Source organism: Sagittula sp. S175 (genome assembly GCF_049800975.1).
GTDB lineage: Bacteria > Pseudomonadota > Alphaproteobacteria > Rhodobacterales > Rhodobacteraceae > Sagittula.
On record NZ_JBNAGB010000019.1, the window covers coordinates 62,939 to 85,595 of the forward strand.

The 22,657-nt window shown below is 64.3% G+C and carries 22 protein-coding genes; 9 read left to right on the top strand and 13 right to left on the bottom strand.

All coding sequences use genetic code 11. From position 1 onward, the window contains the following. Nucleotides 1-186 precede the first annotated feature (186 nt). Nucleotides 187-771, bottom strand: a complete 585-nt coding sequence (locus tag ACP16H_RS19695) for a GcrA family cell cycle regulator (RefSeq protein ID WP_425073953.1) — start codon at nt 769-771, stop codon at nt 187-189. A 142-nt stretch (nt 772-913) separates the two neighbouring features. After that, on the bottom strand, nt 914-2,059 hold the full coding sequence (locus ACP16H_RS19700) for a sensor histidine kinase (RefSeq protein WP_425073954.1): 1,146 nt from the start codon (nt 2,057-2,059) through the stop codon (nt 914-916). Between the two features lie 313 nt (nt 2,060-2,372). Here ACP16H_RS19700 and ACP16H_RS19705 point away from each other — a divergent pair, with 313 nt between their 5' ends. The 5 genes from ACP16H_RS19705 to ACP16H_RS19725 all read left to right on the top strand — a co-directional run bounded on the left by ACP16H_RS19705 (nt 2,373) and on the right by ACP16H_RS19725 (nt 7,594). Further along, on the top strand, nt 2,373-2,894 hold the full coding sequence (locus tag ACP16H_RS19705; RefSeq protein WP_425073955.1) for an acyloxyacyl hydrolase: 522 nt from the start codon (nt 2,373-2,375) through the stop codon (nt 2,892-2,894). A 93-nt stretch (nt 2,895-2,987) separates the two neighbouring features. Next, complete coding sequence (locus ACP16H_RS19710; protein ID WP_425073956.1) at nt 2,988-4,475, top strand: aldehyde dehydrogenase; 1,488 nt, start codon at nt 2,988-2,990, stop codon at nt 4,473-4,475. Between the two features lie 135 nt (nt 4,476-4,610). Continuing rightward, complete coding sequence (dctP, locus tag ACP16H_RS19715; RefSeq protein ID WP_425073957.1) at nt 4,611-5,606, top strand: TRAP transporter substrate-binding protein DctP; 996 nt, start codon at nt 4,611-4,613, stop codon at nt 5,604-5,606. Nucleotides 5,607-5,714: 108 nt separating this feature from the next. After that, a complete protein-coding gene (locus ACP16H_RS19720) occupies nt 5,715-6,302 on the top strand; it encodes a TRAP transporter small permease (RefSeq protein WP_425073958.1) in 588 nt (195 codons plus the stop codon). Next, nucleotides 6,299-7,594: a TRAP transporter large permease gene (locus ACP16H_RS19725; protein WP_425073959.1), complete on the top strand. Its 1,296-nt coding sequence runs from the start codon at nt 6,299-6,301 to the stop codon at nt 7,592-7,594. The genes ACP16H_RS19720 and ACP16H_RS19725 overlap by 4 nt, the downstream gene beginning before the upstream one ends. Nucleotides 7,595-7,725: 131 nt before the next feature. Here the strand turns inward: ACP16H_RS19725 and ACP16H_RS19730 are convergent, their stop codons facing one another. Then, nucleotides 7,726-9,930: an NADP-dependent isocitrate dehydrogenase gene (locus tag ACP16H_RS19730; RefSeq protein ID WP_425073960.1), complete on the bottom strand. Its 2,205-nt coding sequence runs from the start codon at nt 9,928-9,930 to the stop codon at nt 7,726-7,728. A gap of 312 nt (nt 9,931-10,242) precedes the next feature. Between ACP16H_RS19730 and ACP16H_RS19735 the strand changes: the two genes are divergently transcribed. Then, a complete protein-coding gene (locus tag ACP16H_RS19735; protein ID WP_425073961.1) occupies nt 10,243-11,643 on the top strand; it encodes a polysaccharide biosynthesis/export family protein in 1,401 nt (466 codons plus the stop codon). Nucleotides 11,644-11,735: 92 nt separating this feature from the next. Then, the gene (locus ACP16H_RS19740) at nt 11,736-12,509 is read left to right on the top strand and encodes a metallophosphoesterase family protein (RefSeq protein WP_425073962.1); all 774 of its coding nucleotides are present in this window, start codon (nt 11,736-11,738) and stop codon (nt 12,507-12,509) included. Between the two features lie 56 nt (nt 12,510-12,565). Here the strand turns inward: ACP16H_RS19740 and ACP16H_RS19745 are convergent, their stop codons facing one another. The 10 genes from ACP16H_RS19745 to ACP16H_RS19790 all read right to left on the bottom strand — a co-directional run bounded on the left by ACP16H_RS19745 (nt 12,566) and on the right by ACP16H_RS19790 (nt 21,366). Then, on the bottom strand, nt 12,566-13,231 hold the full coding sequence (locus ACP16H_RS19745) for a sugar transferase (protein WP_425073963.1): 666 nt from the start codon (nt 13,229-13,231) through the stop codon (nt 12,566-12,568). A 590-nt stretch (nt 13,232-13,821) separates the two neighbouring features. Then, on the bottom strand, nt 13,822-14,466 hold the full coding sequence (locus tag ACP16H_RS19750; protein ID WP_425073964.1) for a M15 family metallopeptidase: 645 nt from the start codon (nt 14,464-14,466) through the stop codon (nt 13,822-13,824). 84 nt (nt 14,467-14,550) lie between these two features. Next, nucleotides 14,551-15,954: a hypothetical protein gene (locus tag ACP16H_RS19755; RefSeq protein WP_425073965.1), complete on the bottom strand. Its 1,404-nt coding sequence runs from the start codon at nt 15,952-15,954 to the stop codon at nt 14,551-14,553. 55 nt (nt 15,955-16,009) lie between these two features. Continuing rightward, nucleotides 16,010-16,603, bottom strand: coding sequence for an ABC transporter ATP-binding protein (locus tag ACP16H_RS19760; RefSeq protein ID WP_425073966.1), 594 nt, complete (start codon nt 16,601-16,603; stop codon nt 16,010-16,012). After that, nucleotides 16,600-17,391: an ABC transporter permease gene (locus tag ACP16H_RS19765; RefSeq protein ID WP_425073967.1), complete on the bottom strand. Its 792-nt coding sequence runs from the start codon at nt 17,389-17,391 to the stop codon at nt 16,600-16,602. The genes ACP16H_RS19760 and ACP16H_RS19765 overlap by 4 nt, the downstream gene beginning before the upstream one ends. Before the next feature lie 4 nt (nt 17,392-17,395). Next, the gene (locus ACP16H_RS19770; protein WP_425073968.1) at nt 17,396-18,361 is read right to left on the bottom strand and encodes an ABC transporter substrate-binding protein; all 966 of its coding nucleotides are present in this window, start codon (nt 18,359-18,361) and stop codon (nt 17,396-17,398) included. A gap of 110 nt (nt 18,362-18,471) precedes the next feature. Further along, entirely contained in the window at nt 18,472-18,726 is a 255-nt protein-coding gene (locus ACP16H_RS19775) for a PepSY domain-containing protein (protein ID WP_425073969.1), read from the bottom strand. Between the two features lie 23 nt (nt 18,727-18,749). Beyond that, nucleotides 18,750-19,190 (bottom strand): hypothetical protein, encoded by a 441-nt coding sequence (locus ACP16H_RS19780; protein WP_425073970.1) that lies wholly within the window; start codon nt 19,188-19,190, stop codon nt 18,750-18,752. A gap of 11 nt (nt 19,191-19,201) precedes the next feature. After that, on the bottom strand, nt 19,202-20,170 hold the full coding sequence (locus ACP16H_RS19785) for a PQQ-dependent catabolism-associated beta-propeller protein (RefSeq protein WP_425073971.1): 969 nt from the start codon (nt 20,168-20,170) through the stop codon (nt 19,202-19,204). A gap of 8 nt (nt 20,171-20,178) precedes the next feature. Then, nucleotides 20,179-21,366: an ABC transporter substrate-binding protein gene (locus ACP16H_RS19790; protein ID WP_425073972.1), complete on the bottom strand. Its 1,188-nt coding sequence runs from the start codon at nt 21,364-21,366 to the stop codon at nt 20,179-20,181. A gap of 165 nt (nt 21,367-21,531) precedes the next feature. On the opposite strand from ACP16H_RS19790, the gene ACP16H_RS19795 reads away from it, so the two are divergent. Further along, entirely contained in the window at nt 21,532-22,023 is a 492-nt protein-coding gene (locus ACP16H_RS19795) for a DUF3280 domain-containing protein (RefSeq protein ID WP_425073973.1), read from the top strand. Beyond that, nucleotides 22,020-22,565 carry an SRPBCC family protein gene (locus ACP16H_RS19800; RefSeq protein WP_425073974.1) on the top strand — a complete coding sequence of 182 codons (546 nt, stop codon included), beginning with the start codon at nt 22,020-22,022 and terminating at the stop codon, nt 22,563-22,565. The genes ACP16H_RS19795 and ACP16H_RS19800 overlap by 4 nt, the downstream gene beginning before the upstream one ends. Nucleotides 22,566-22,657 lie beyond the last annotated feature (92 nt).

Genomic DNA, 22,657 nt, shown 5'->3' on the forward strand with positions numbered 1-22,657 from the left:
CCCGGCCCCCCGCCTCACGTTTGCGCGGTCTCCCGGGGGGGCCGCCGCCCCCCCCGGCGCGGGCTGCGCCCGCGCATCGGGGGAAGCGCTGCTTCCCCCGGCCCCCATCGAGGTATTTTCAAACCAAAGAAGCAGGGCGCGGAAACCGTTGTTGGCGATGGCCCTGAGCCTTGAATTTCTTTGGGGTCAGCGGCGACGGTCGCGGCGTGCGCTCATCGGCTGGAAGGCCACGCCGACATGCGCTTCGCAGTAGGGCTTCCCCTGCTGCACGGGAAGGCCGCAGAACCAGAAGTCATCAGTGGCGGGGTCGCCCACCGGCCATTTGCAGGTGCGCTCGGTCAATTCCATCAGGGTGAGCTTCTTGGCCTTCTTTTCGACCTCGTTGACCTTTGCCAGCGCCTCGGGGCTGATTTCATTGGTCGACGGCTGAGGCGGCAGGGGCTGGCCTGCCGGGATGATCTGCTTGCGCGCCGGGATCGGAGTCGGCGCGGCAGCGACCGGGGCGGGCGTCGGTTCCGGCCGCGGTTCGGGCGCGGGGGCCGCAGCGGGTTTTGGAACCGGCTTCGCCTTGGCCACGGCGGGCTTGGGCTCCGGCTTGGTCTCGGCGGGGGCCGGGGCGGCGCCTGCGCGGTTCGACAGACCAAGGCGATGCACCTTGCCGATCACCGCGTTGCGCGTGACCCCGCCCAGTTCCTTTGCGATCTGGCTGGCGGACTGGCCCTCCGACCACATCTTCTTGAGCAATTCCACGCGTTCATCGGTCCACGACATCGGAGCATCCTACTGAAAAAGCGGCCACGCTTGCGGGCCGCCTGACGGTCTCTTGTTGGTGTCTATTCTAAGCATCGTGTTCAGAGATACAAGGCGGCGCGCAGAGTTGCGCGACAGAGTTGCGCGACGGGCCGCCGTGCGATCAGCGCGACGCGATGGCAGCCACCCCTTTGCCACCGGCAAAAGCTGCGCCGCCGGAGACCTGCCGGCGCACGCGCTGACGCGGCAGATCGAGGACAAAGACAGCCCCCTCGCCCGGCTTTGAGCGACAGGTCAACTGGCCGCCATGGCGTTCGGCAATGCGGCGGCAGGTGGCAAGCCCAAGCCCCGTACCGCTGTATTCGGCGGCGGCGTGCAAACGCCGGAAGGGCTGAAACACCTCCTCGAGATACTCGGGTTCGATACCGATGCCGTTGTCGGAGACCTCTATACGCCAGCCTTCCCGGCCTTCGGACGCAGAGATGTGGACCCTGGGCGCCGTGGACTGGTTGTACTTGATCCCGTTGGCGACGAGGTTCTGCAGCAGTTGCGTCAGCTGCGTGGGGTCCGCCAGTACGGCGGGCAGCATGGCGGGACAGGTCAGGTCTGCCCCCTTGTCCCGCAGGTCCGCTCGCAGAGTGGCGCGCAGGTCCCGAACCACAAGGTCCAGGTCGACCCGTTCGATGTTCAGGGTCGCATCATCCAGACTGCAATAGCGATGAAGGGCAACGATCAGCTGGTCCATCCGCTCCGCACCGTCCTGAACGAAGCCTAGAACCTCGGAATGTTCCTCGCGCGTGTCCTTTGGCAGATCCTCCAGCAACATGCCTATACCGCCGCGAATCGAGCGGAGCGGCCCACGCAGGTCATGCACCAGAACGTGGGCAAAGGTGCGCAGACTGTGCTGCTGATCCTCGATCCGGCGGGCCATCTGCGAGCGTTCGACGGCGTGCAGGACCGCGCGTTCCAGTCCGGTTTCGCTGAAATTGCGCCGGACGTAATAGTCCATCGCGCCGCGTTTCATCGCCTCGACCGCGGTGGCGTCATCGCCCTTCGACGTGGTGACGACCACGGCTGCCAAAGGATCGCGCAGCATGATGTCTGACAGAAGGTCGAGGCCAAGACGGTCCGGCAGCGGCATGTTCAGCAGCACGCAGTCCGGCATTCCGTGCTCGTCGAGATAGGCCTCACACTCGGCGGCACCGCCGACGATGGAAATCTTGACACGGGACCGCATGCGGGCACGCAGGATCTGCGCCGTTGCCCGCGCCTGTTGGGCGACACCGTCGATGATGAGAACGCGGATCATCTGACGGCCTCAATGCGGAAGCGGGCGAGACGGAAGGAGGCAAGGCGGGGTAAACTGAAAAATCCACCTCTGACAGTCATGCACATGTTGCCCCCTGTTCCAGAAAATAGCTTCTCCGAAGCGCTGAAAGCAAAACTGCCATCGGCGCGTAAGCATCGGGTTAATCTCGACCAAGTCTTTGCCCCGCTTTCTCGCGCTGCAAGAACGTGACCACGAAGCCGCTACCGGACGTCTCCATGTGCGATGGCTGCGGCTGTCGCTGGACTCGCAGGTGATTCTGCACAATCAGGAAAGAGGAAAAGGGAGTCAGACTATGGCAGACGGAACATTCGCGGTGGCAATGCTGCTGCTCGGTCTAACGGACATGGGCATGAACCATTGCGGGACTGCCAATGGCTGTCTGGGCAAGACAGAGACGACTCCGCGACTGATGTTTTCGGTGGGCGAGGTGCTGGAACGGCGCGCGCAGCCGATGGGCGAGGTCTACCTGCGCTACGACCTGCCACATAAGCGCGGCCCCTTTGGCGAGGCGGTCGGGCTGTCCGTGGCCGAAAACGGCGAGACCTGGATTGGCTTTGGCCAGACCTACAAGATGAACTTTGGCGGCTCGCCCTTCTACGGGGAATTGCACGCCATGCCGGGCCTGTATTTCGACAACGGCGGCTTTGACCTTGGCGGTCCGATCGAATTCCGCTCGGGCGTCGAACTGGGGTGGGAGAACCGCAGGGGCTGGCGGATGGCGTTCAGCTACGATCACCGGTCCAACGCGGAAATCTACAACAAGAACCCGGGGATAGAGACCGTGGCCTTCCACGTCTCGATCCCGACGCGCTGACGCGGTTGCACCCGGTGAAATAACGCGCGTCCCCCTCTCGACAGAGGCCGGAAATTACTTATCGTGTTAAGCATCAGTCGGGGGAGAACCGTGATGCTTGACCAGGACCGTATCGAAACGCTGCGCAATGCCGATGTGCCGCCCGCATTGCACGTCATCGACGGGCACCGCGTCGCGGCCTCGGACGGGGCTGCGGAGCCGGTGATCTCGCCCATCGACGGCAAATCGTTCACCACGATGGCGTGGGGCACCGCCGAGGATGCAGAGGCAGCGATTGCCGCCGCCCGCCGTGCGTTTGACGATGGCCGCTGGTCCGATCTGCCCCCTGCCCGGCGCAAGGCGGTGCTGCTGAAGTGGGCCGATCTGATCGAGGCGGAGGCCGAGGAGCTCGCCGTCCTTGGCGTGCGCAACAATGGCACCGAAATCGGCATGGCGCTGAAGGCAGAGCCGCTCTCGGCCGTGGCCACGATCCGCTACTACGCCGAGGCCATCGACAAGCTGTATGGCGAGATCGCTCCGACCGCGCCGGACGTTCTGGGGTTGGTGCATCGCGAACCGGTGGGCGTCGTGGCGGCCATCGTGCCGTGGAACTTCCCGTTGATGATCGGCGCGTGGAAGCTGGCCCCCGCACTGGCGGCAGGCAACACCGTGGTGCTGAAACCGGCCGAGACCGCCTCGCTGACGCTGGTGCGGATCGCGGAACTGGCACTGGAGGCGGGGATGCCCGCAGGTGTGCTGAACGTGGTCACCGGGTCGGGGCGCGTCGTGGGCGAGGCCATGGGCCTGTCGATGGACGTGGATGTCCTGGTGTTCACCGGCTCTGGTCCGGTGGGGCGGCGGCTGCTGGAATATTCCGCCCGGTCAAACCTGAAGCGCGTCTACCTGGAGCTGGGCGGCAAGTCTCCCAACATCGTCTTTGCCGACGCGCCGGATCTGAAGGAAGCGGTGAAGACCTCGGCCAACGGGATTTTCCGCAACGCGGGACAGGTCTGCGTCGCGGGCTCGCGGCTGCTTGTGCAGCGGTCGATCCACGACCAGTTTGTCGAGGAACTGGCAGCCTATGCGCAATCCATGACGGTCGGCGACCCGCTGGACCCGGCGACCTCGGCGGGGGCGGTGAACTCGCTTTCGCAGTTGGAGCAGAACCTGCGATTTGTCGAGGAAGCCCGCGCCGGGGGGCGCAAGGTGCGGATCGGCGGGCAACGCATCCTCGAGGACACCGGCGGCTATTACATGGCACCGACCATCGTGACCGGGGTCGAACCGGGCGACAGGCTGGCGCAGAACGAGGTGTTCGGGCCGGTGCTGGCGGTGATCCCCTTCGACACGGAGGAAGAGGCCGTCGCCATCGCCAATGGCACGGAGTTTGGCCTTGCCGCTGCCGTCTGGACCGCCGATCTGTCGCGCGCGCATCGCATGGTGCGCAAGATCAAGGCTGGCGTGGTGCATGTGAACACTTATGGCGGCGCGGACCTGACGGTGCCCCTGGGCGGGCACAAACAGTCGGGCAACGGGCACGACAAATCGCTGCACGCCTTCGACAAGTACCTCGATCTGAAAACCGCCTGGATCAAGCTCTGACCTCTGCCAGGCATTTTCCATCATCCGTGCAAGCGGGTGATGGCAGATTTTTCGTGGACGTGTCGCCCTCGAACGGTATACCAAATCCCCGAAGCGGCTTCGCCAATGGGGCCGCACACCGGGAGGACCATCACGATGTTCAAGATGACCCGCCGCGCCCTGCTGGCGTCGGCTGCTGCCCTCACCCTTGCCGCCCCCGCGCTGGCACAGGACAAGATCACCCTGCGCATGTCGACGCCCGCGTCCGAGACCGACCAGCGCTCTGTCGCGCTGGCCGAGGTCTTTGCGCCGGAAGTGGCCGACTTCGCCACCTACGAGCCGCATTACAACGCCTCGCTGATCGCGCAGGGGTCGGAACTGGAGGCCATCGCGTCGGGCGATCTGGAAATGTCGATCGCCTCCGCGCAGGAACTGGCGACGTTCTTCCCGGAATTCTCGATCTTTGCCACCGGCTACGTGCACCAGTCCGCCGAGCATCAGGTCGCCGTGTTCAACGACCCGCTCATGGACCCCTTCAAGCAGAAGGTCGAGGACGAGCTGGGCGTGAAGCTTTTGTCGGTCATGTACCTCGGCAAGCGTCACGTGAACCTGCGCTTCCCGCGCGCTGAAAAGGACGTGAAGACCCCCGCCGACCTCGCCGGCGTGAACCTGCGGATGCCCGGTTCGGACGCATGGCAGTTCCTGGGCCGCGCATTGGGCGCGAACCCGACGCCGATGGCCTTCACCGAGGTCTACACCGCGCTCTCCACCGGTGCCGTCGACGGCCAGGACAACCCGCTGCCGACCGTGGTGGACGCGAAGTTCTACGAAGTGACCAAGCAGGTCGCCCTGACCGCGCACCTCGTGGACCTCAACTACGTGGCCTTCTCCAAGGCTGTCTGGGACACTCTCACCGAGGAGCAGCAGGCCGCCGTCCAGAAAGCCGCCGATGACGCCGCCGAATCCGGCCGTCAGGCGCAGCTTCAGAAAGAGGCCGACCTCGTGTCCTTCCTCGAAGAGCAGGGGCTGGAGATCTACGAACCCGACGTCGCCGCCTTCCGCGCGCATGTGCAGGAGCAGTACAAGGGGTCCGAGTTCGCCGCCGCATGGCCCGAGGGCGTGCTGGACGCGATCAACGCGCTTGGCAACTAAGCCTTATTTCGGCAAAACCACCCGCCCCGGCCCTGTGCCGGGGCCTCCGTCCTTGTGACACAGGGTCCCGGCGCAAGGCCGGGACGCGCTTTTCCCGGGGGTCCCGGAATGCAAAATCCCATCCGCTGGCTGACCCGAGGCGCAGAGTTCATCGCCGCCATGATGATGCTCGCCATGTTCCTGACCTTTATCCTGCAGGTCGCGATCCGCTACACCGCGCGTCTGGAATGGCTGGCCGAGGCGGTGCCGCTGCTGGACCCGTCGCGCTACGGCTGGACGCTGGAATTCTGTCTGGCGCTCTGGATCTGGATCGTCTTCTTCGGCTGCGCCACCATCGTGCGCGATCAGGACCACGTGACATTCGACATCCTGTATACATCCGTCCGGCCCGGCACCCGCAAGGTCTTTGCCCTGCTGACCTGCATCGTAATCGTGGTCGCGCTGCTCTATTCGCTGGAACCCACCTGGGCCAAGTTCAAGATCCTGCGCCTGAAACAGACCGCCACGCTGAAACAGATCCTCGGCGACTGGGTGCGTATGCGGGATGTATACTCGGTGTATGCATTCTTCCTCGTGGCCGTCTCGCTGCGCTACGCATGGCGCGCGGTGAACGTCTTTCGCCATGGGGCGGAACCACCGCATGACTACGCCGAACTCGCCGCCGAGCAGGTTCCACACGCGGAGGACCTGCGATGAGCCTCGAATTCACGCTCTGCCTGCTGTCGCTATTCATGCTGGCAGGCATCGGCATGCCCATCGCCTATGCCATCCTGATCGCCTCCTTCGTCTACCTCGGGGTCGGTGGACAGGGCGTCGGTCTGGCGGGCAAGGTGTTGCTGGACGGCATGTACGGCAGCTTCATCCTGCTCGCCGTGCCGCTGTTCATCGTCGCCGCGAACATCATGAACGCAGGCACGATCTCTGACCGGCTGCTGCGCTTCTGCGTCGGCCTCGTCGGTCGGTTCAAGGGCGGGCTGGGACACGTCAACGTCGTGGCCTCGCTGATCTTTTCCGGCATGTCGGGGTCTGCGGTCGCGGATGCGGCGGGCATCGGCAAGATCATCATCGAGATGATGACCAAGTCCGGCCACTACACGCGCGGTTACGCCGCCGCCATCACGGCTGCGTCCGCCACCATCGGTCCGATCATCCCCCCGTCCATCCCCATGGTGCTTTATGCACTTGTGTCCAACACCTCCATCGGGTTCCTGTTCCTTGGCGGGATCGGGCCGGGGCTGCTGATGGGCGTCGTGCTGATGGTGCAGAACTACATCATCGCATCGCGCCGCAACTTCGGCACCGAGGACGCCGTCCCCCTGACGGAACTCCCCCGCCTGACGTTCGAGGCCTTCCCCGCCCTGCTGATGCCCGCCATCCTGCTTTATGGCATCTACGGCGGCGTCACCACGCCGACCGAGGCCGCAGCGGTCGCCGCCTTCTACGCGCTGATCCTTGCAGCGGTGTTCTACAGGGCCCTGAGACTGAAGGCATTCTACCACATCCTCGTGGACTCGGCACGCAGCTCCGCCGCCGTGGGTCTGGTGATCGGCGGGGCGCTGATCCTGAACTACATCGTCGCCGCCGAAAACATCCCCGGCCTCGTCGCGGGCGCGCTGGTGGGGCTGGACGTCTCGCCGCTGGCCTTCCTGATCGGGGTGAACATCCTGCTCTTGCTGCTGGGCTGCGTGCTGGATGCCTCGACCATCATCCTGGTCATCATTCCGCTCTTCCTGCCCGCCTGCCGCGAGTTGGGCATTGACCTCGTGCACTTCGGCGTCGTCGCCGTGGTGAACTGCATGATCGGCCTCATCACGCCGCCTTACGGCATCCTGCTGTTCGTCATCAACGCCGTGACCCGCATCCCGCTGGCCGAGATCATCCGCGAGGTGATCCCCTTCCTGATCGTCCTCGTGCTGGCGCTGCTGGCGATGATCCTGTTCCCCGGCATCGTGCTGTTCCTGCCGAGGCTGATGGGCTACCCGGGGTAAATTCCGGGAGCCCCGAAGTCTTGAAAAGACTTCGGTCCGGAAACTTTTCAAGTTTCCGAATCCCGCCCGGCAGGACCCAAGAAAAAAGGCCCGCTTGCGCGGGCCTTTCTATTTACCGGGGACGGGACACGTCAGCCGATGATGGCGTTCAGCGTGGCCGAGGGGCGCATCACGGCAGCCACCTTGGCCGGGTCCGCGTGGTAGTAGCCACCCAGATCGGCGGGCTTGCCCTGTGCCGCTGCCAGCTCCGACAGGATCGCCGCTTCGCCGTCGGCCAGCGCCTTGGCGATGGGCGCGAAATGCGCGGCGAGGTCGGCGTCGTCGGACTGTGCCGCCAGCGCCTCCGCCCAGTAGCGCGCGAACCAGTAGTGGCTGTCGCGGTTGTCCGGCTCGCCAACCTTGCGCGAGGGCGAACGGTCGTGGTCAAGGATGCCCTGCGTCGCGGCGTCCACCGCGTCACCCAGCACGCGCGCCTTGGCGTTGCCCTTGCTGTCCGCGAGGAAGCGGAAGCTCTCCCCCAGCGCGCAGAACTCACCCAGCGAGTCCCAACGCAGGTGGTTTTCCTCCTGCAACTGCTGGACGTGCTTCGGCGCGGAGCCGCCGGCACCGGTTTCGAACAGGCCACCGCCCTGCATCAGCTTCACGATCGACAGCATCTTGGCCGAGGTGGCCAGTTCGAGGATCGGGAAGAGGTCGGTCAGGTAGTCGCGCAGCACGTTGCCGGTGATGGCAATGGTGTTCTCGCCCTTGGTGATCGTCTCGAGCGAGGCAATGGTCGCCTCGCGGGGCGCCATGATTTCGAACTTGTCGGCGACGCCTTTCGCTTCGAGGATCGGTTTGACCATCGCGATCAGCTCGGCATCGTGGGCGCGCGCGGCGTCCAGCCAGAAGATCGCGCGGTAGCCGGTCGCCTTCTGACGGTCGATGGCCAGGTTCACCCAATCCTCGATCGGTGCCTTGCGGGCCGAGGCGGAGCGCCAGATGTCGCCTGCCTCGACGGCGTGCGAGTGCAGCACGGTGCCGTCGTCGAGGATCATCTTGACGGTGCCCGCATCGGGGATCTCGAACGTCGTCGGGTGCGAGCCGTATTCCTCGGCCTTCTGCGCCATCAGGCCGATGTTCTGAACGGTGCCTGCGGTGGCCGGGTTCAGCTTGCCGTTGGCCTTGAAGAATTCGATCGCAGCGTCATAGACCGGCGCGTAGGAGTTGTCCGGGATCACGCAGTTGGTGTCGGCTTCCTTGCCGTCCGGACCCCAGCCCTTGCCACCGGCGCGGATCAGCGCGGGCATGGACGCGTCGATGATGACGTCGGAGGGCACGTGCAGGTTGGTGATGCCCTTGTCGGAATTCACCATGTACATCGGCGGGCGCTGCGCGTTGACCGCCTCGATGGCTGCCATGATGTCCGCGTCGTCCTTCACCCGCGCCAGCAGGTCGCCCATGCCGGAGTTCGGGTTGACACCCAGAGCGGCCAGCTTGTCGCCGTACTGCTCGAACACCGGGGCCAGCCATGCCTTCACGGCGTGGCCAAAGATGATCGGGTCAGAGACCTTCATCATCGTGGCCTTCATGTGCAGCGAGAACAGCGTGCCCTCTGCCTTGGTCTTCTCGATCTCGTCCGCCAGGAAGGCATCCAGCGCCTTGGCCGACATGAAGGTCGCGTCGACCACGGTGCCTGCGGGGTACTTGATGCCGTCCTTCAGAACGGTCTCGCCGCCAGCGGTTTCCAGCACGATCTTCGCGGTCGCGGCACCGTCCAGCGTGGCCGAGGTCTCGTTCGAGAAGAAATCGTTGCCGTCCATGGCCGCCACGCGGGTCTTGGACTGCGCGGTCCACTCACCCATGCGGTGCGGATTGTTCTGGGCGAATTTCTTCACCGCCGAGGCCGCGCGGCGGTCCGAGTTGCCCTCGCGCAGCACCGGGTTCACGGCCGAACCCTTGATGGTGTCGTACTTGGCGCGCACGGCCTTTTCCTCGTCCGTGGACGGGGTTTCCGGGTAATCCGGCAGCGCGTAGCCCTGCGATTGCAGTTCCTTGATCGCGGCGACCAGCTGCGGCACCGAGGCCGAGATGTTCGGCAGCTTGATGACGTTGGCCTCGGGGGTCTTCACCAGCTCGCCCAGCAGCGCCAGATCGTCGTTGATCTGCTGCTCGGCGGTCAGCGCCTCGGGGAAGGTCGCGATGATGCGGCCCGCGAGGCTGATGTCCTTGGTGCCGACGGACACGCCCGCCGCATCGGCGAAGCTCTGGATGATCGGCAGAAGCGACGCGGACGCCAGTTCCGGCGCTTCGTCGACCTTGGTGTAGATGATGTCAGGCGTGCTCTGGTCAGACATGGGATTCCCCCGTTGGCTAGTGTTGCGCCCTCATAGGATGTTCCAAAGGAAAGGTCCACAGTATGCGGCGGTATACATTGCCGCATCGTCGTGTCGGTCGACTCATCGCCTAAACGTTGTGTCTAATCTGTGGATAGTTCTTATCAAATGTTGCAGATATGCCCCGCTTGCGGCATTTGGATCGCCGGGACGTGTGCTCTCGGTCGCGTGACCGCAAGAACGAGAGTATCAGGGTGGCAATCGCACACCGATAAAAGACGGCTGTCCCGTGGTGTCATGACTGGCGGACGGGAAACTGGGATAGGGCGAAAGATGAGCAGGACCAATCTTGTCACGACAGCATTCACGTGGCGCACCTCCGGCAATCGCATGTTGCGCGGGCTGGCCGCCGGAACCGTGATGCTGTCGCTCTCGGCCTGCGGCATCACTTATAACAGCCCCTCGGTCAACAAGAGCGACGACGGCGTTACCGTGGTCGAAATGTCGAGCGCCACCGTCGCAAGCGCGAACAATTCCGCCTACGTTCCCAAGGCGCTTCCTGCCGTCTTCTTTTCGAACGCAGGCACTGGCGGTGACGCAGTCGGAGCGGGCGCCCTGCCCGCCGCTCCTTACCTGCCGGAAGAATCCCGTGGTCAGCTGCAGTACCGCCCGCTGCCGGACCTTGCGCCGCAAAACTACCGCATCGGCGTCGGTGACGAACTTTTGCTGGCGACGCGCGGGCAGGCCTCGACCGTGGAACAGCTGACCGGCCTGCTGGCTGCCGCGAATAGCCGTCAGGGCTACACTGTCCGCGAAGATGGCAGCATCGCCATTCCCGAGGTCGGATCTGTCCAGGTTGCGGGCCTCACCATCGAAGAGGCAGAGAACAACCTTTTCCAGGTGCTGGTGAACAACCAGATCGACCCGACCTTCAGCCTTGAGATCAGCCAGTTCCGCTCGCAGCGCGTGGCCATCGGCGGCGCGGTGCAGACACCGACCGTGGTTGCGATCACGCCGAATGACCTGACGCTGGGCGAGGCGCTGATTGCCGCCGGCGGCGTGACGGTGCGCGACCGCGACTTTGCCTCGATCCGCGTTTACCGCGAAGGCACGCTGTACCAGATCCCGCTGACAACCTATTACGAAAACCCCGGCCTGAAGGATAAGCTCCTGAAGGGTGGTGACGCGGTGTTCGTCGACACCAGCTATGACCTTGATCGTGCGCTGGAGTTCTACCGCGCCAAGATTGACGTAATCGCGCTGCGCACCTCGGCGCGCAGTTCCGCCATGGGTATCCTGCAGAGCGAAATTTCGCTCCGCCGCGCCGCGCTGGAAGAAGAGCGCACCAACTACGAGCGCCGTCGCGATCTGGGCGAGGAAACCCGCGATTACGTCTACCTGACCGGCGAAGTGAACACCCAGAGCCGCTTCCCGCTGCCTTACGGTCGCCGCGCCACGCTGGCTGACGTGCTGTTCGGTGAAGGCGGGTTTGACACCATGACGGGCGACCCGAGCCAGATCTACGTCCTGCGCAGCGGCAATGCGCCCGAGGTCGGCGACGTCACGATCGCCTACCACCTGAATGCGCGCAACGCGGCGAACCTCGTGCTGGCGACCCAGTTCGAAATGCGCCCCAGCGATGTGGTCTTTGTCGAAGAACAACCGATCACCAAGTGGAACCGCGCCGTTCAGCAGGTCTTCCCGTCGCTTCTGCAGGTGGCAAACAACATCTGACCCGCCCGGAGGGTGCACAAGGCCGCCGCAAACAGGCGGCCTTGTATCGGAGGGCTTGCGGGCCTTCCACGACGCCTCATATAGAAGTCATCATGAAACTGCTCCAACGACTGATGGGCAAGCCAAAGGCCAAGGCGCCCGGACCGCAAGGCGTTCCGGGCCCTGTCTTCGATGCCCCTATCGCGCCCGACACAAATTTCTTTGTTATCGGCGACATACACGGGTGCTTGCAAAAACTGGCCGACCTGTTGATGCAGATCGAACAGCTCGAAGACGTGCCGCGCGTCATCGTCGTCGGCGACATGGTCGACCGTGGCGAACATTCAGCCGGAGTGCTGAACCTGCTCAAGCGACTGAACGGAGAGTTTGGCGACCTCGTGACCTGCCTGAAGGGCAATCACGAGAGCATGTTGCTGCGCTTCATCGACGATCCCGAAGCGACCGGAGACCGCTGGATGCGCAACGGCGGGCTGCAGACCCTCGCCAGTTACAAGGTGAACAAGCTGCAGGGCACCACGCATACCGACCTGCGCGACCAGTTGGTTCAGGCCATGGGGATCGAGATGATCGAATGGCTCAACGCCCTTCCCCTCATGTGGCAAAGCGGCAATGTGGCCGTGGTCCACGCTGGCGCCGACCCGAAGCTGCCTTTGAATGCACAGGCGGATGAAATCCTGATGTGGGGGCACGGCGATTTCCAGAGGATCGACCGCTCGGACGGCATCTGGATCGTACACGGCCACACGATCGTCCGACAGGCACGGTCAGAAAATGGTCGTATTTCGATAGACACCGGGGCTTATGCCACGGGACGCCTGACTGCGGCGTATATCCGACCCGGTCAGGTGTCTTTCCTCAGCAGCTGAAAACACAAAGGCGCCCCATGAGGCGCCTTTTCAGTACAAAAGGAAGCGGTCGACCGTCAGGCGCCGGCGCGGCGCGCCACGACCGACAGGGTACGGACGAAGATCCAGGCTTCGAGACGCAGGCTGGCATTGGCGATGTAGTAAAGGTCGGCACGCACCTTGCGCCGCGTTGCCTCGACACCCTCGATGTAGCCCAGTTCGGTCTGCGCGAGCCCGCTGATGCCCGGCCGCACGGTGTGACGTTCGCGGTAACCGGCGACCTTGTCGAGGAACTGGACAGCGTGATCGTAATAGTCCGGGCGCGGGCCGATCAGGCTCATGTCCCCCTTGAGGACGTTGATGATCTGCGGAAGTTCGTCGATGCGCGATTTGCGGATGAAGGCTCCGAGTCGCGTGATCCGGTCGGTTTCCAGCGGGCAATCCGCGGACCGCTGCACTTGCGGCACATCGGTCATCGACCGGAACTTGATCGCGGTGAATGGCTGGCAACCCCGGCCCATGCGGCGCTGCGTGTAGAACAGGCGGCCCTTGTTGTACGAGGGATTCAACGCCAGCAAGGCAATGCCGACACAGACGAGAACCGGCAGCAGCAGGATGCTCATGACGATGTCGAACGTGCGCTTCGCCACGCGGAAGGTGACGCTGGGGCCTGTTCGAACCTTCGGAGCCGCCATGACATACTCCATCATCGAAGGCTCGTCGATCTGCCTCGAGTCAAACATACAGCGTGCCTTTCAAATATTTTTCCCGAGAACCGCCAATTCTTACGGTTTCGTCAACATGAACGCTATAAATCGCGGAATTGTGCCATGTCAATTAACAAAACCCTAACAGAATTAAGACAGCCCGGTTGTGGCGAAATTTCTCTCATCCGCCGCAGCGTCCAGCAATATTGTTACGCCGCGATCTCCATGAAAACGTCCGCTTGCGACGCCTCACGCGACGTGAACGGACCGGGTTCCGTGCCCTCTCGGGTCGCCGCTCGCAGGGGAGGTGATGGGTGGAAAATCGGGCTTCGGGCCTAATTGAACTGAATTGGGACAAGAATTAATTGGATAACCACACCGATAATTTTCTCGCCCTGACGGATTTTCGGGAATATAAAAATTCCGCGCATAACGCATAACAAATATATCAATTTCCAAGGTTTCAATGGTCCCCATGTTCTGCGCATCCGAAAAGAGTTGCCTGAACACCTGCTGTCTCACCGCCTAAGGCCCTGTAGAACCGTTGGAACTGCAGGATTTCAGGCAGACGGGAAGCCCCGTTCGGGCACGTTTTTGGGCACCTGGCCTGATTTTGTTCGAGCCTTCTACTTTCCGCTCTCAGAGAAATGCTGATAATCCTTGGATGCGCTCCAATCGCCTCCCCAGCCCCAGCCGCGCGCCTTGAAGGCGCGCACGACCGGATGTTCGGCGGTTATGACACCGGGCACATCTGCCTTGCGTTCATGGGGTTCGTCGAAATCCACGCCGGCAGCAGGAGAGACACCGGAGCGCGTGACGTAAGGGTTTTGAACCGGGTTGATGTCCAGCGCCTTGCCCAACGCGTGTTGCGAAAGGCGATTGGTCCCGGCCACGAGTCTGCAGTTGAAGGCCGACGTGTTGTTGGCTGCCATGGACAGGCCGTCGTCGCCGCCGAACTCCTGCACCAGCCGCATGGACTGGATCGGGTAGCCCGCGGACAGGATGTCAGCAAAGATCGACAGCAGGTCGTCGGCCACCTCTGCCGAGACGATCATCCGGCCGTCGCGACGGTCGGCGTAAAAATCGACGTAGGGAATGGTCAGCAGGCGCAGGTCGTCGCGGGCAGGACAGGGCATATCTGTATGCCAGCTGGTGCCCTGCATGGCGCTCCAGACGTCATCCGGCACAGCCTGCTGCGTGCCGCGCGCGTCCTCCGCCTGAAGTGCCCCCGCGCAAAGTATCGCCGCAAGTGCCGCTATTGCCTGTCGCATCAGCCCATCCCAGTCCACCCTGCGCGCAAAATGGGCCCTTTGCGTCGGGCGGGCAAGTCACCCATTCCCGACCCGGAGCGCACGTCAGTCCGCCAGGTATTTGCGGCTGATGAAGCCCACCTGCCCGGTCGCATCCTGCACCTCGTACCAGAGCAGGTTCCGCGAAACGCAGCTGTCCACACTGGCGCGGGCCTCCGTATCGTCCGGGTTCATGGCAAGCGCGTTGCAGGCGGTGAGGCAGGCCTCTCCGCCGCCGGGCATATGCAGGGACTGGGTGCCGAGAACCCGCAAGCGCTCGCCGAGCGGGACTTCGCGCAGGACAGAACCGTCGAACCCGGCAGCGGCGCGCAGGTTCACGAATGCATCGACGTTGACCACCTTTGCCTCGGGCGAGGCGACCCAGCAGGACTCGAAGGTCACATTGCCAAGAGCCTGCCGCGCGAGATCGCTCAGGCCGGAAAAGAACGGGACGGTCGCATCCGGAGTTGGCTCCGGCAGGGTCTCGATCCGCCGCGCGGCGTCGTAAAGCGCATAGGGGTAAAGCCCGCGCCATGACGGATTGGCGGTCGAGCCGCCCTCCATCACCACCGCCCCGATCGGGCCGATCGCGCTGTCACTGGCTTGCAGGTAAACGGCACAGGGCGCGGCGCCCTCCTCGCGGAAACCCTCGACACTATGCAGCTCGGCATAGTCGTCACCGAAACCGTCGAAGCGGAAGGTCAGCGCCTTCCCATGATACCACGAGTCTTGCGGTGCCTGGTCCATCATGCCGCCATCTGCATTCAGGCAGGCGTGGCTCAACGCCAGTGGCAGGTCCTCGCTGGGCAAAGCCACGGGCGCGACCTCGATCTGCCAGCGCGCGGCGAGGCCCACCGTGTCCACGTACGTCATCGACTGCGGCGGCGTGCCGAGGATCCCCAGCAGCAGGGAGTCCGGCCAGACCAAGGACCTTCGCGCGCGCAACTGAACGACTTCGGCAATGCTGGCGAGCGCGATGGTGTAGGCGCGATTGACCTCAGCCTGCGTGTAATTCGCTTCGGGGACCGTCAGGCTGGGGGCGTGAAAGCCCAGTTTCCCCTGCGGATGCAGCAGGCGGTCCGGGGTGAAGGGGACATCGGTTTCCGGCGGGCGGTGCTGGCCGGCCATGAAAAGCACGGCGCAGGCGCTTTCGCAGCGGGCTCCGGCGGGGACCGCTGTTCCAAACCCGCGTTCGGCCACGAGGTCGGCCATCAGGGTTGCCTCGATCAGCGATCCACCCGGACTGTCGAGACACAGCCGATACCCCTCCCGCCCGCTGCCGGGGGGCCGCTGTCCCGCGAGACGGTCGAGTTCTGCACCGAGGCGGTCGGCGTCGCCCTCCTCCAACAGGCCGGACAGGCGCAGTCCGCAGCCCATGCCCTGCCCGTCGGAGGGCAGCACCTCGGCGGCCTGTGACGCAGCAGCAATCAAGGTGAGGCAGGCGGCCAGCAGTGTCGTGATGCGTGTCATCTCGGCTCCTTCGTTCGACGTGCGAAGCCTAGCACAGTGACGGGTGTGGACCAGACTAAGCGACCAGAGTGGCCGGTTGACCGTCCAGATGCAGCACGCGGGTCGCCAGCCGCGCGGCCTCGGCCTCGGCATGGGTGACGAACAGCGTCGCGGGGCGCGTCTCGGCGATCAGCTGTTCCGTCAGGGCCATCATCTGCTCGGCCATCTCGGGGTCGAGCGACACAAAAGGCTCGTCCATGATGAGCAGTTCCGGGACCCCGGCAAAGGCCCGCGCCAGCGACAGCCGCCGCTGCTGGCCCAGCGACAGATGGCCCGGAAAGGCATCCCCCCGCCCCGCCAGCCCGACCCGCTCCAACGCCTGTTCCGCCCCCTCGGGCGTCAACCCCGGCTGCGTCAGCAGCAGGTTGTCGCGCGCCGAACGCCACGGCAGCAGGGTCGGCTCCTGAAAGACGATCGCCATCTCCTCGGGGCGCTCCACCGTGCCGTCGAACCGCTGGTCGATCCCGGCGACGATGCGCAGCACGGTGGACTTGCCGATCCCCGAGGGACCGACCAGCGCCACGGTCTCGCCCGGCGCGATGTCGAAGCGCACCGGCCCCAGAACCTGCGTCTGACCGAACCACTTGGCGCGGATATCCACCCGGATCATTCCACCCTCCAGCGGCGCACGTGACGCTCCCAAGGTTGCAGCACCAGCCATTCCACCAGCAGCATGACAAAGATGAAGCTGAACGCGTAGACCAGCACCATGGTCACGTCGAACAGCTGGAAATACAGGTGGATCTGGAACCCCACGCCCGACGAGCGCCCGAGGAATTCCACCACCAGCACGATCTTCCAGATCACCGCGATCCCCGACCGGGCCGCCGCCGTCACGAACGGCGCAAGCTGGGGCAAGACCACATGCCGCAACCGCGCCCATGCGCTCATCCGGTAGACCCGCGCCATGGCGTCGATCTGCGGGTCCAGCGCCCGCGCGCCCTCGCGGATCACGGTCGCCACGTTGGGGATCTTGTTGAACACCACGGCAAGGATCGCCGCCGTCTCGTTCAACCCGATCCACAGGTAACACAGCACGATCAGAACCAGCGCGGGCAGGTTGAGGAAGATCACCAGCCAGGGGTCCAGCCAGCGATTCACCGCCGGGAACCGCCCCATGACCAAGCCCAGCGCGCCGCCCGCCAGCATCGCCAGCGAAAACGCCCAGATCACCCGCAGCAGGGTCGCGCCCAGATGATAGGGCAACTCGCCCGACACGACCTCGCGCCAGAAGGGCGCGACCAGCGCCCAGGGCTGCGGCAGGATCGTCCGGTCGGCGGTCAGGGTCGCCGCCAGCACCCACAGGCCGAACAGCGCCACGATGGACACGAGTGTAACGACGGCAGGGGGAATGCCCCCCTGCCCCGTGGCCTCGACCCCGGTCGTGTCCTTGCTCATGCGCTTACTTGACGTCCGCGAATAGCCCCTCGGGGACCTGCGTCGCAGCGCCGACCAGCTCGGCCCCGCCAAGCTCGTTCATCAGCGCCAGCAGCTTGTTCGCGCCGTCGATGTCCACCGGGCCACGGTCCGGCGTGCCTGCCAGCCAATCGGCCTTCAGCGCTTCGAACTGGCTGTCCTTCTCGGCGTTCATCTGCGGGCGGATCGCCTCCCATGCCGACGGATCGCTGGCCAGCAGGTCCTTGGCATCGCGCGACGCATCATAGAGCGCCTGCGCCAGCCCCGGGTTCTGATCCAGGAACGACTGCTTGAAGTAATAGCCCAGCAGAGGCGTATCGGGGTTCAGGCCCAGCGCCGTGGCGGCGGTCTCGACGCTGATGACCTCGACCATGCCCGCCGCCTTCATCTTGGCCAGGAAGTGCCAGAAGTTGATCGAGCCCTTGGTCTCTCCGCCCAGACCCGCCTTGAATATCAGCGGCGGCGCGCCGAACACCTGCTCGGTCTCGGCCTTCAGGTCCATGCCGTATTCCTGCTGCGCATAGGCGCGCAGGATCAGCCAGCTCTTGTCCAGCGGACCCCCGGCGATGCCGATCTTCGCGCCCTTCAGGTCCTGAAGCGAGGACACCCCGGCATCGGCCTTGGCCACCAGACCACCGACCGCCTTGGAATATGGCACGAACACGTAGTCCTTGCCCTCGGCATTCTGCCGAGCCCCCCAGATCCAGTCGGCCACGGCGATGTCGGCCTCGTCACCCTCGACCGCGACACGGGTCGCGCCGTTGTCGGCGTAGGGCTGCATCTCCAGCTTGAAGCCGTGCTTGGTGTCGAACCCCTGGTCGATGATGGTCTGCATCTCCCAGTTCACCGTGCCGATCTTCAGCGTCGCGGCGCGGATGGTGGGCAGATCCTCGGCCAGGGCGGGCGTCGCCAGAACCAGCGCGGCCACGGCCCCCTTGATGAAATCGAACATGTTTTTCCTCCCCTCTCGTGGCAAAGGGGGATCGTGCAGACCCCCCGGAACCTTGGTTTATCCTAATACACCACGGCGCGCCTGCACCCGGTGCTTTGGTATGGGTCGCCTCATTCGGCGCGGCGCGAGACCTCGTTCAGATCCATGTCGAGCTTGATGTCGAACTGGTTGCCGCCCTTGCAGATCACGTCGTCAAGGTCGTAGCCATTGTCTTCCATCTCGATATCCCCGGCGTCCATCTGGCACTCCATTTCGGTGAGCTTGGCCATGATGGCGTCCACGGTCTCCTGCGGGATGGCGTGGCTTTCGGCCTGCGCCGCGGTGGACAGGCCAAGAGCGAACAGGGCTGCAACTGCGAATTTCATGATGGTTTCTCCTCTCGAACCGATCACTGGATGGAAATCTTGATCTGCTGGCTTTCCCCGGTCGATCCGGGGATGCGCAGCACATGGGTGCCGGGCTTGATCGCGATGAACGAGATCTCCATCACGCCCGCTTTGTCGAACTCGACGGAATCCAGCGCCATGGGGCGGATTTCCAGCGAATTGATGACGATCTCGTTGATCCAGATCGCCCGAAAGAACTCCGGCCCCACCAGGGCCAGCTCGGCCGATCCGTCCGCCTCGATCACCAGCGTGTAATAGGCGCCCGACTGGATCGTCACGTCCTCGCCCAGCGGCACGCCCGAGGCCAGCGTCAGCTTGATGTCCTCGCCCCGGTTGCAGGACGCCAGCAGCCCGGCAAAGCCCAGTTTGTCACAGATCGGCGCAGCGGTGGCCGCGCCTGCGAGGGGAACAGCCAGCATGGCCGCAAGTGCAAGATGTTTCAAAGGAACCTCCCTTACTCGATCACCGCCACGCCCCAGGGCTGCTGCCCCACGGGAATGGACTTGATCGCCTTTTCTGCCGCGACATCGATCACCGTGATGTCGTTCGAATTGCCGTTGGTGGTCAGCAGGTATTTGAAATCCGGCGTGAATTGCAGCTGCCAGACCCGTTGCCCCACCATGATGTAGTCGATCACCTCCAGCGACTGCCCGTCGATTACCGCGACCCGGTTGGCCGGGCCAAGCGCGACAAAGATACGATTGCCATCGGGCGTGACCTTCACCCCCACCGGTTGCAGCCACTCCGGCAGGACGCCCGGCACCTCGAAGCCGATCTTCGACACCAGCGTCGGCTCGCCCGTGTCGGCGATGTCCATGACCGACACCGTCCCGCCGATCTCGGACGAGACGAACAGCCGCTTGCCGTCATCGGTGTAGCGGGCATAGCGCGGGCGCTGGTCCACCAGCACGTTGTACTTGATCTCGTAATCCTCGGTAGAGATGAAATGCGCCATGTTGGTGGTTTCCGAGGTGTTCACCACGAACTTGCCATCCGGCGAGATCGCCATCCCCTCGGGCTCGACGCCCACGGGCACTTCGGCGAGGATCACGTGCTTTTCCGTGTCCGTGATCGTCACGAGGTTGTCGTCCTCGTTGGCGATATACAGCGGGTTGCCGACGTGATCCAAAACGAACAGCTCCGGGTCCGGGCCGGAGGGCAGCGTATAGACCTCCTTGTGCGTCGCCGTGTCGAACACCCGCACAAGACTGTCGTCCGAGGCCGCCACATACAGCAGCTTCCCATCGGGCGAGACGGTCACCCCGCGCGGACGGTTCCCGGCAAAGAACTCGTCGATGACCTCCCAGGTTTCGGTATCCACCACGGTCACGGTATTGCCGCGCTCGTTGGTGACGAATGCCTTTCCGGCCAGCGCAGGCAGGCCCAGCGAGACAAGGGCGGTGGCAAGCAGAAGCGTTTTCATGTCCATCCTCATTGAAAGGCCTTGCAGGCGGATTCGGGTTGATCCAGCCCCAGCGTGTCCAGCGAGGACACCTGGTGCAGGAAGCCATCCTGCGGGCTGACGGAAACGGTGATCATGCCGTCATACAGGATGATCGGCTGGCGCAACTGGCCGTTCCACGGGCGAAAGGTCACCTTCTGCCCCTTGAACGCCGCCAGCTCGAACTTGTCCGACAGCGCGTAATCGCGGATCGCCAGCGCGTCGGTGGTGGCGGCGCGGGTCACCGCCTCGCCCACCACGCGCAACGCCAGCCAGACGTTGTAATCGTCCGGCTGCACGTAGCGCCGCGTCAGCGCTTCGAACCGGGTATGGAACTGCGTCGCGCCCCAGGCCTCGTGCGCGCCGTGAAAAGCGACAGGCCGCAAGCCCCCCGATCCCATGACGGGACGCGGGTCCCACAGGTTGTAGGACAGGTAACGCGCGAAATAATCCGTGGCGTCGGCGGCGATCACCACGTCGTGCCGGGACGCCCCCTGTGTATCCAAGGGCAACTGCCGCTGCACAAGAACATGCCCCGAATCCGTGCGCCGGGTGCCGCCGGGGTCCGGGAACATGCGGTCTTCGACGATCTTGGCCCCGAACTTGCGCGCCGACTTGCGGTAACTCTCCGCCAGCGCGAGGTCCGCCGGGTTCGACCCGGCGATCAGGAACCATCGGTCCCACTTCTTCCACTTGGCGAATTGCGCCACGGCGTCGGTCATCATCTGGTTGGACGGCGCGATGTGCAGCAGGTTGCCATTGCAGCCCTGATCCCGCAGCGGCGTATCCGGCGCGCTGGCGTTGAACACCAGCCCACCCTCGGCGGCGGCGATCTTGGTCAGGCGCAGCAGGTCCTCCGCCTCGGCCATGACCACGAACAACCGTATGCCATCGGCCAGCAATTGCGCCATGGCCGCATCGGCCCCCTCGGGCGGCGTGGCCACCGTGACGGTCTCGTAGGTATTCCCCAGGAACCGCCCCGTGGTGTTGTTGTCCTCATCCGCCAGCACCGCCCCGGCAAAGCCCGAATCCTCGGCCTTCAGGTCATACCGCGAGATCGGCAAAAGCCGCTGGTAATCAACGCGCAGCACGGCGGCGCGCACCTCCAGCGCCTGGGCGGCAAGGCCCGTCAGGCAAAGCATGACGACCGCCAGCAGCGGTGCAAAGAAACGTCTCAAGCTATCCTCCCTGGCCCGCTGTTCGCTGATCTGATGCAAGGCGGGCTCCCACCCAAACCCTTTCAAATCCGGACCTTTTCGCAACCGATACCTTTGACCGTGTTGCCCCATACAGCCTAGCCGGGACACCATTGTATACGACTCTTAATTTCTAAGAAGGCGCCCATGCTGCGCACCGCGACCCTCTCACTGATACTGCTGGCAACGCCTTGCGTCGCCGGGGAGAAAGTCGCGTTCTTCGGCCTGACCCTGCTGGACGAGTCGCTCCAGACCCAGACCGCCGGTGCCGATCCGGCCGAGGCCGCGCGGCTGAAGAAACTCGACACCCTCGTGCGCGAGCGTTTCGCCGCGGGCGGCTACGACCTCGTGGACCTCGCGCCGGTGCAGGACCGGCTCGACCGCGTGGTGAACCCGGCGAAATGCTACGGCTGCGAGGCCCGCATGGCCACCGACCTCGGTGCCGACTACGCGCTGGTGGGCGAGGTGCAGAAGGTGTCCAACCTGATCCTGACGATGAATTTGCAACTGCGCGACGCCACCAGTGGCGAAACGGTGAAGGGACGGGTGGTCGACATCCGGGGCAACACCGACGACAGTTGGATGCGCGGGATGCGCTACATCCTGAAAACGGCTTTTTTCAATGGGGAGGAACAATGAACAGACGCCAATTCCTGATGACCGCCGCGGTTCTGGCAGTGCCGACGGCTGCACTGGCCCACGGCCCGTCACGGCAAAAGGTCACGCTGACAACTGAAGTCGCCGCAGACCCGGCAGAGGTCTGGGCCGCCATCGGCAACTTCCAGGACATGTCGTGGCACCCGGCGGTGGTCTCATCGACCGGCGAGGGTGACAACGCCATCGACGCCACGCGCGACCTGTACCTGTCGGATCAGGGCGCGGAGGGTCCGCTGCTGAAGGAAGTGCTCTACAAGTACGACGCCGACAAGATGACCTACTCCTACCGCATCCGCGAGGACAACGTGGAGGTCCTGCCGGTCACCAACTACTCGTCCCACCTGACGGTAAAACCGCGTGATGGCGGCGGCTCCATCGTGGAATGGCGCGGCGCGTTCTACCGGGGCTACCCGAACAACGATCCGCCCGAGAACCTGAACGACGAGGCCGCCGTGGCCGCCGTCACGGGCGTCTACCAGGCCGGACTGGACGCCCTGGTCGAGCGGTTCGGTGCGGCGGGCTGAGGCCTTTTACGCCTTGGTCGCTGCGGTCCTCCTGACGGGGCCCGCAGCGGCTGATCTTGCGTATATTACGTGCCAGAACGGGGATGCGTTAA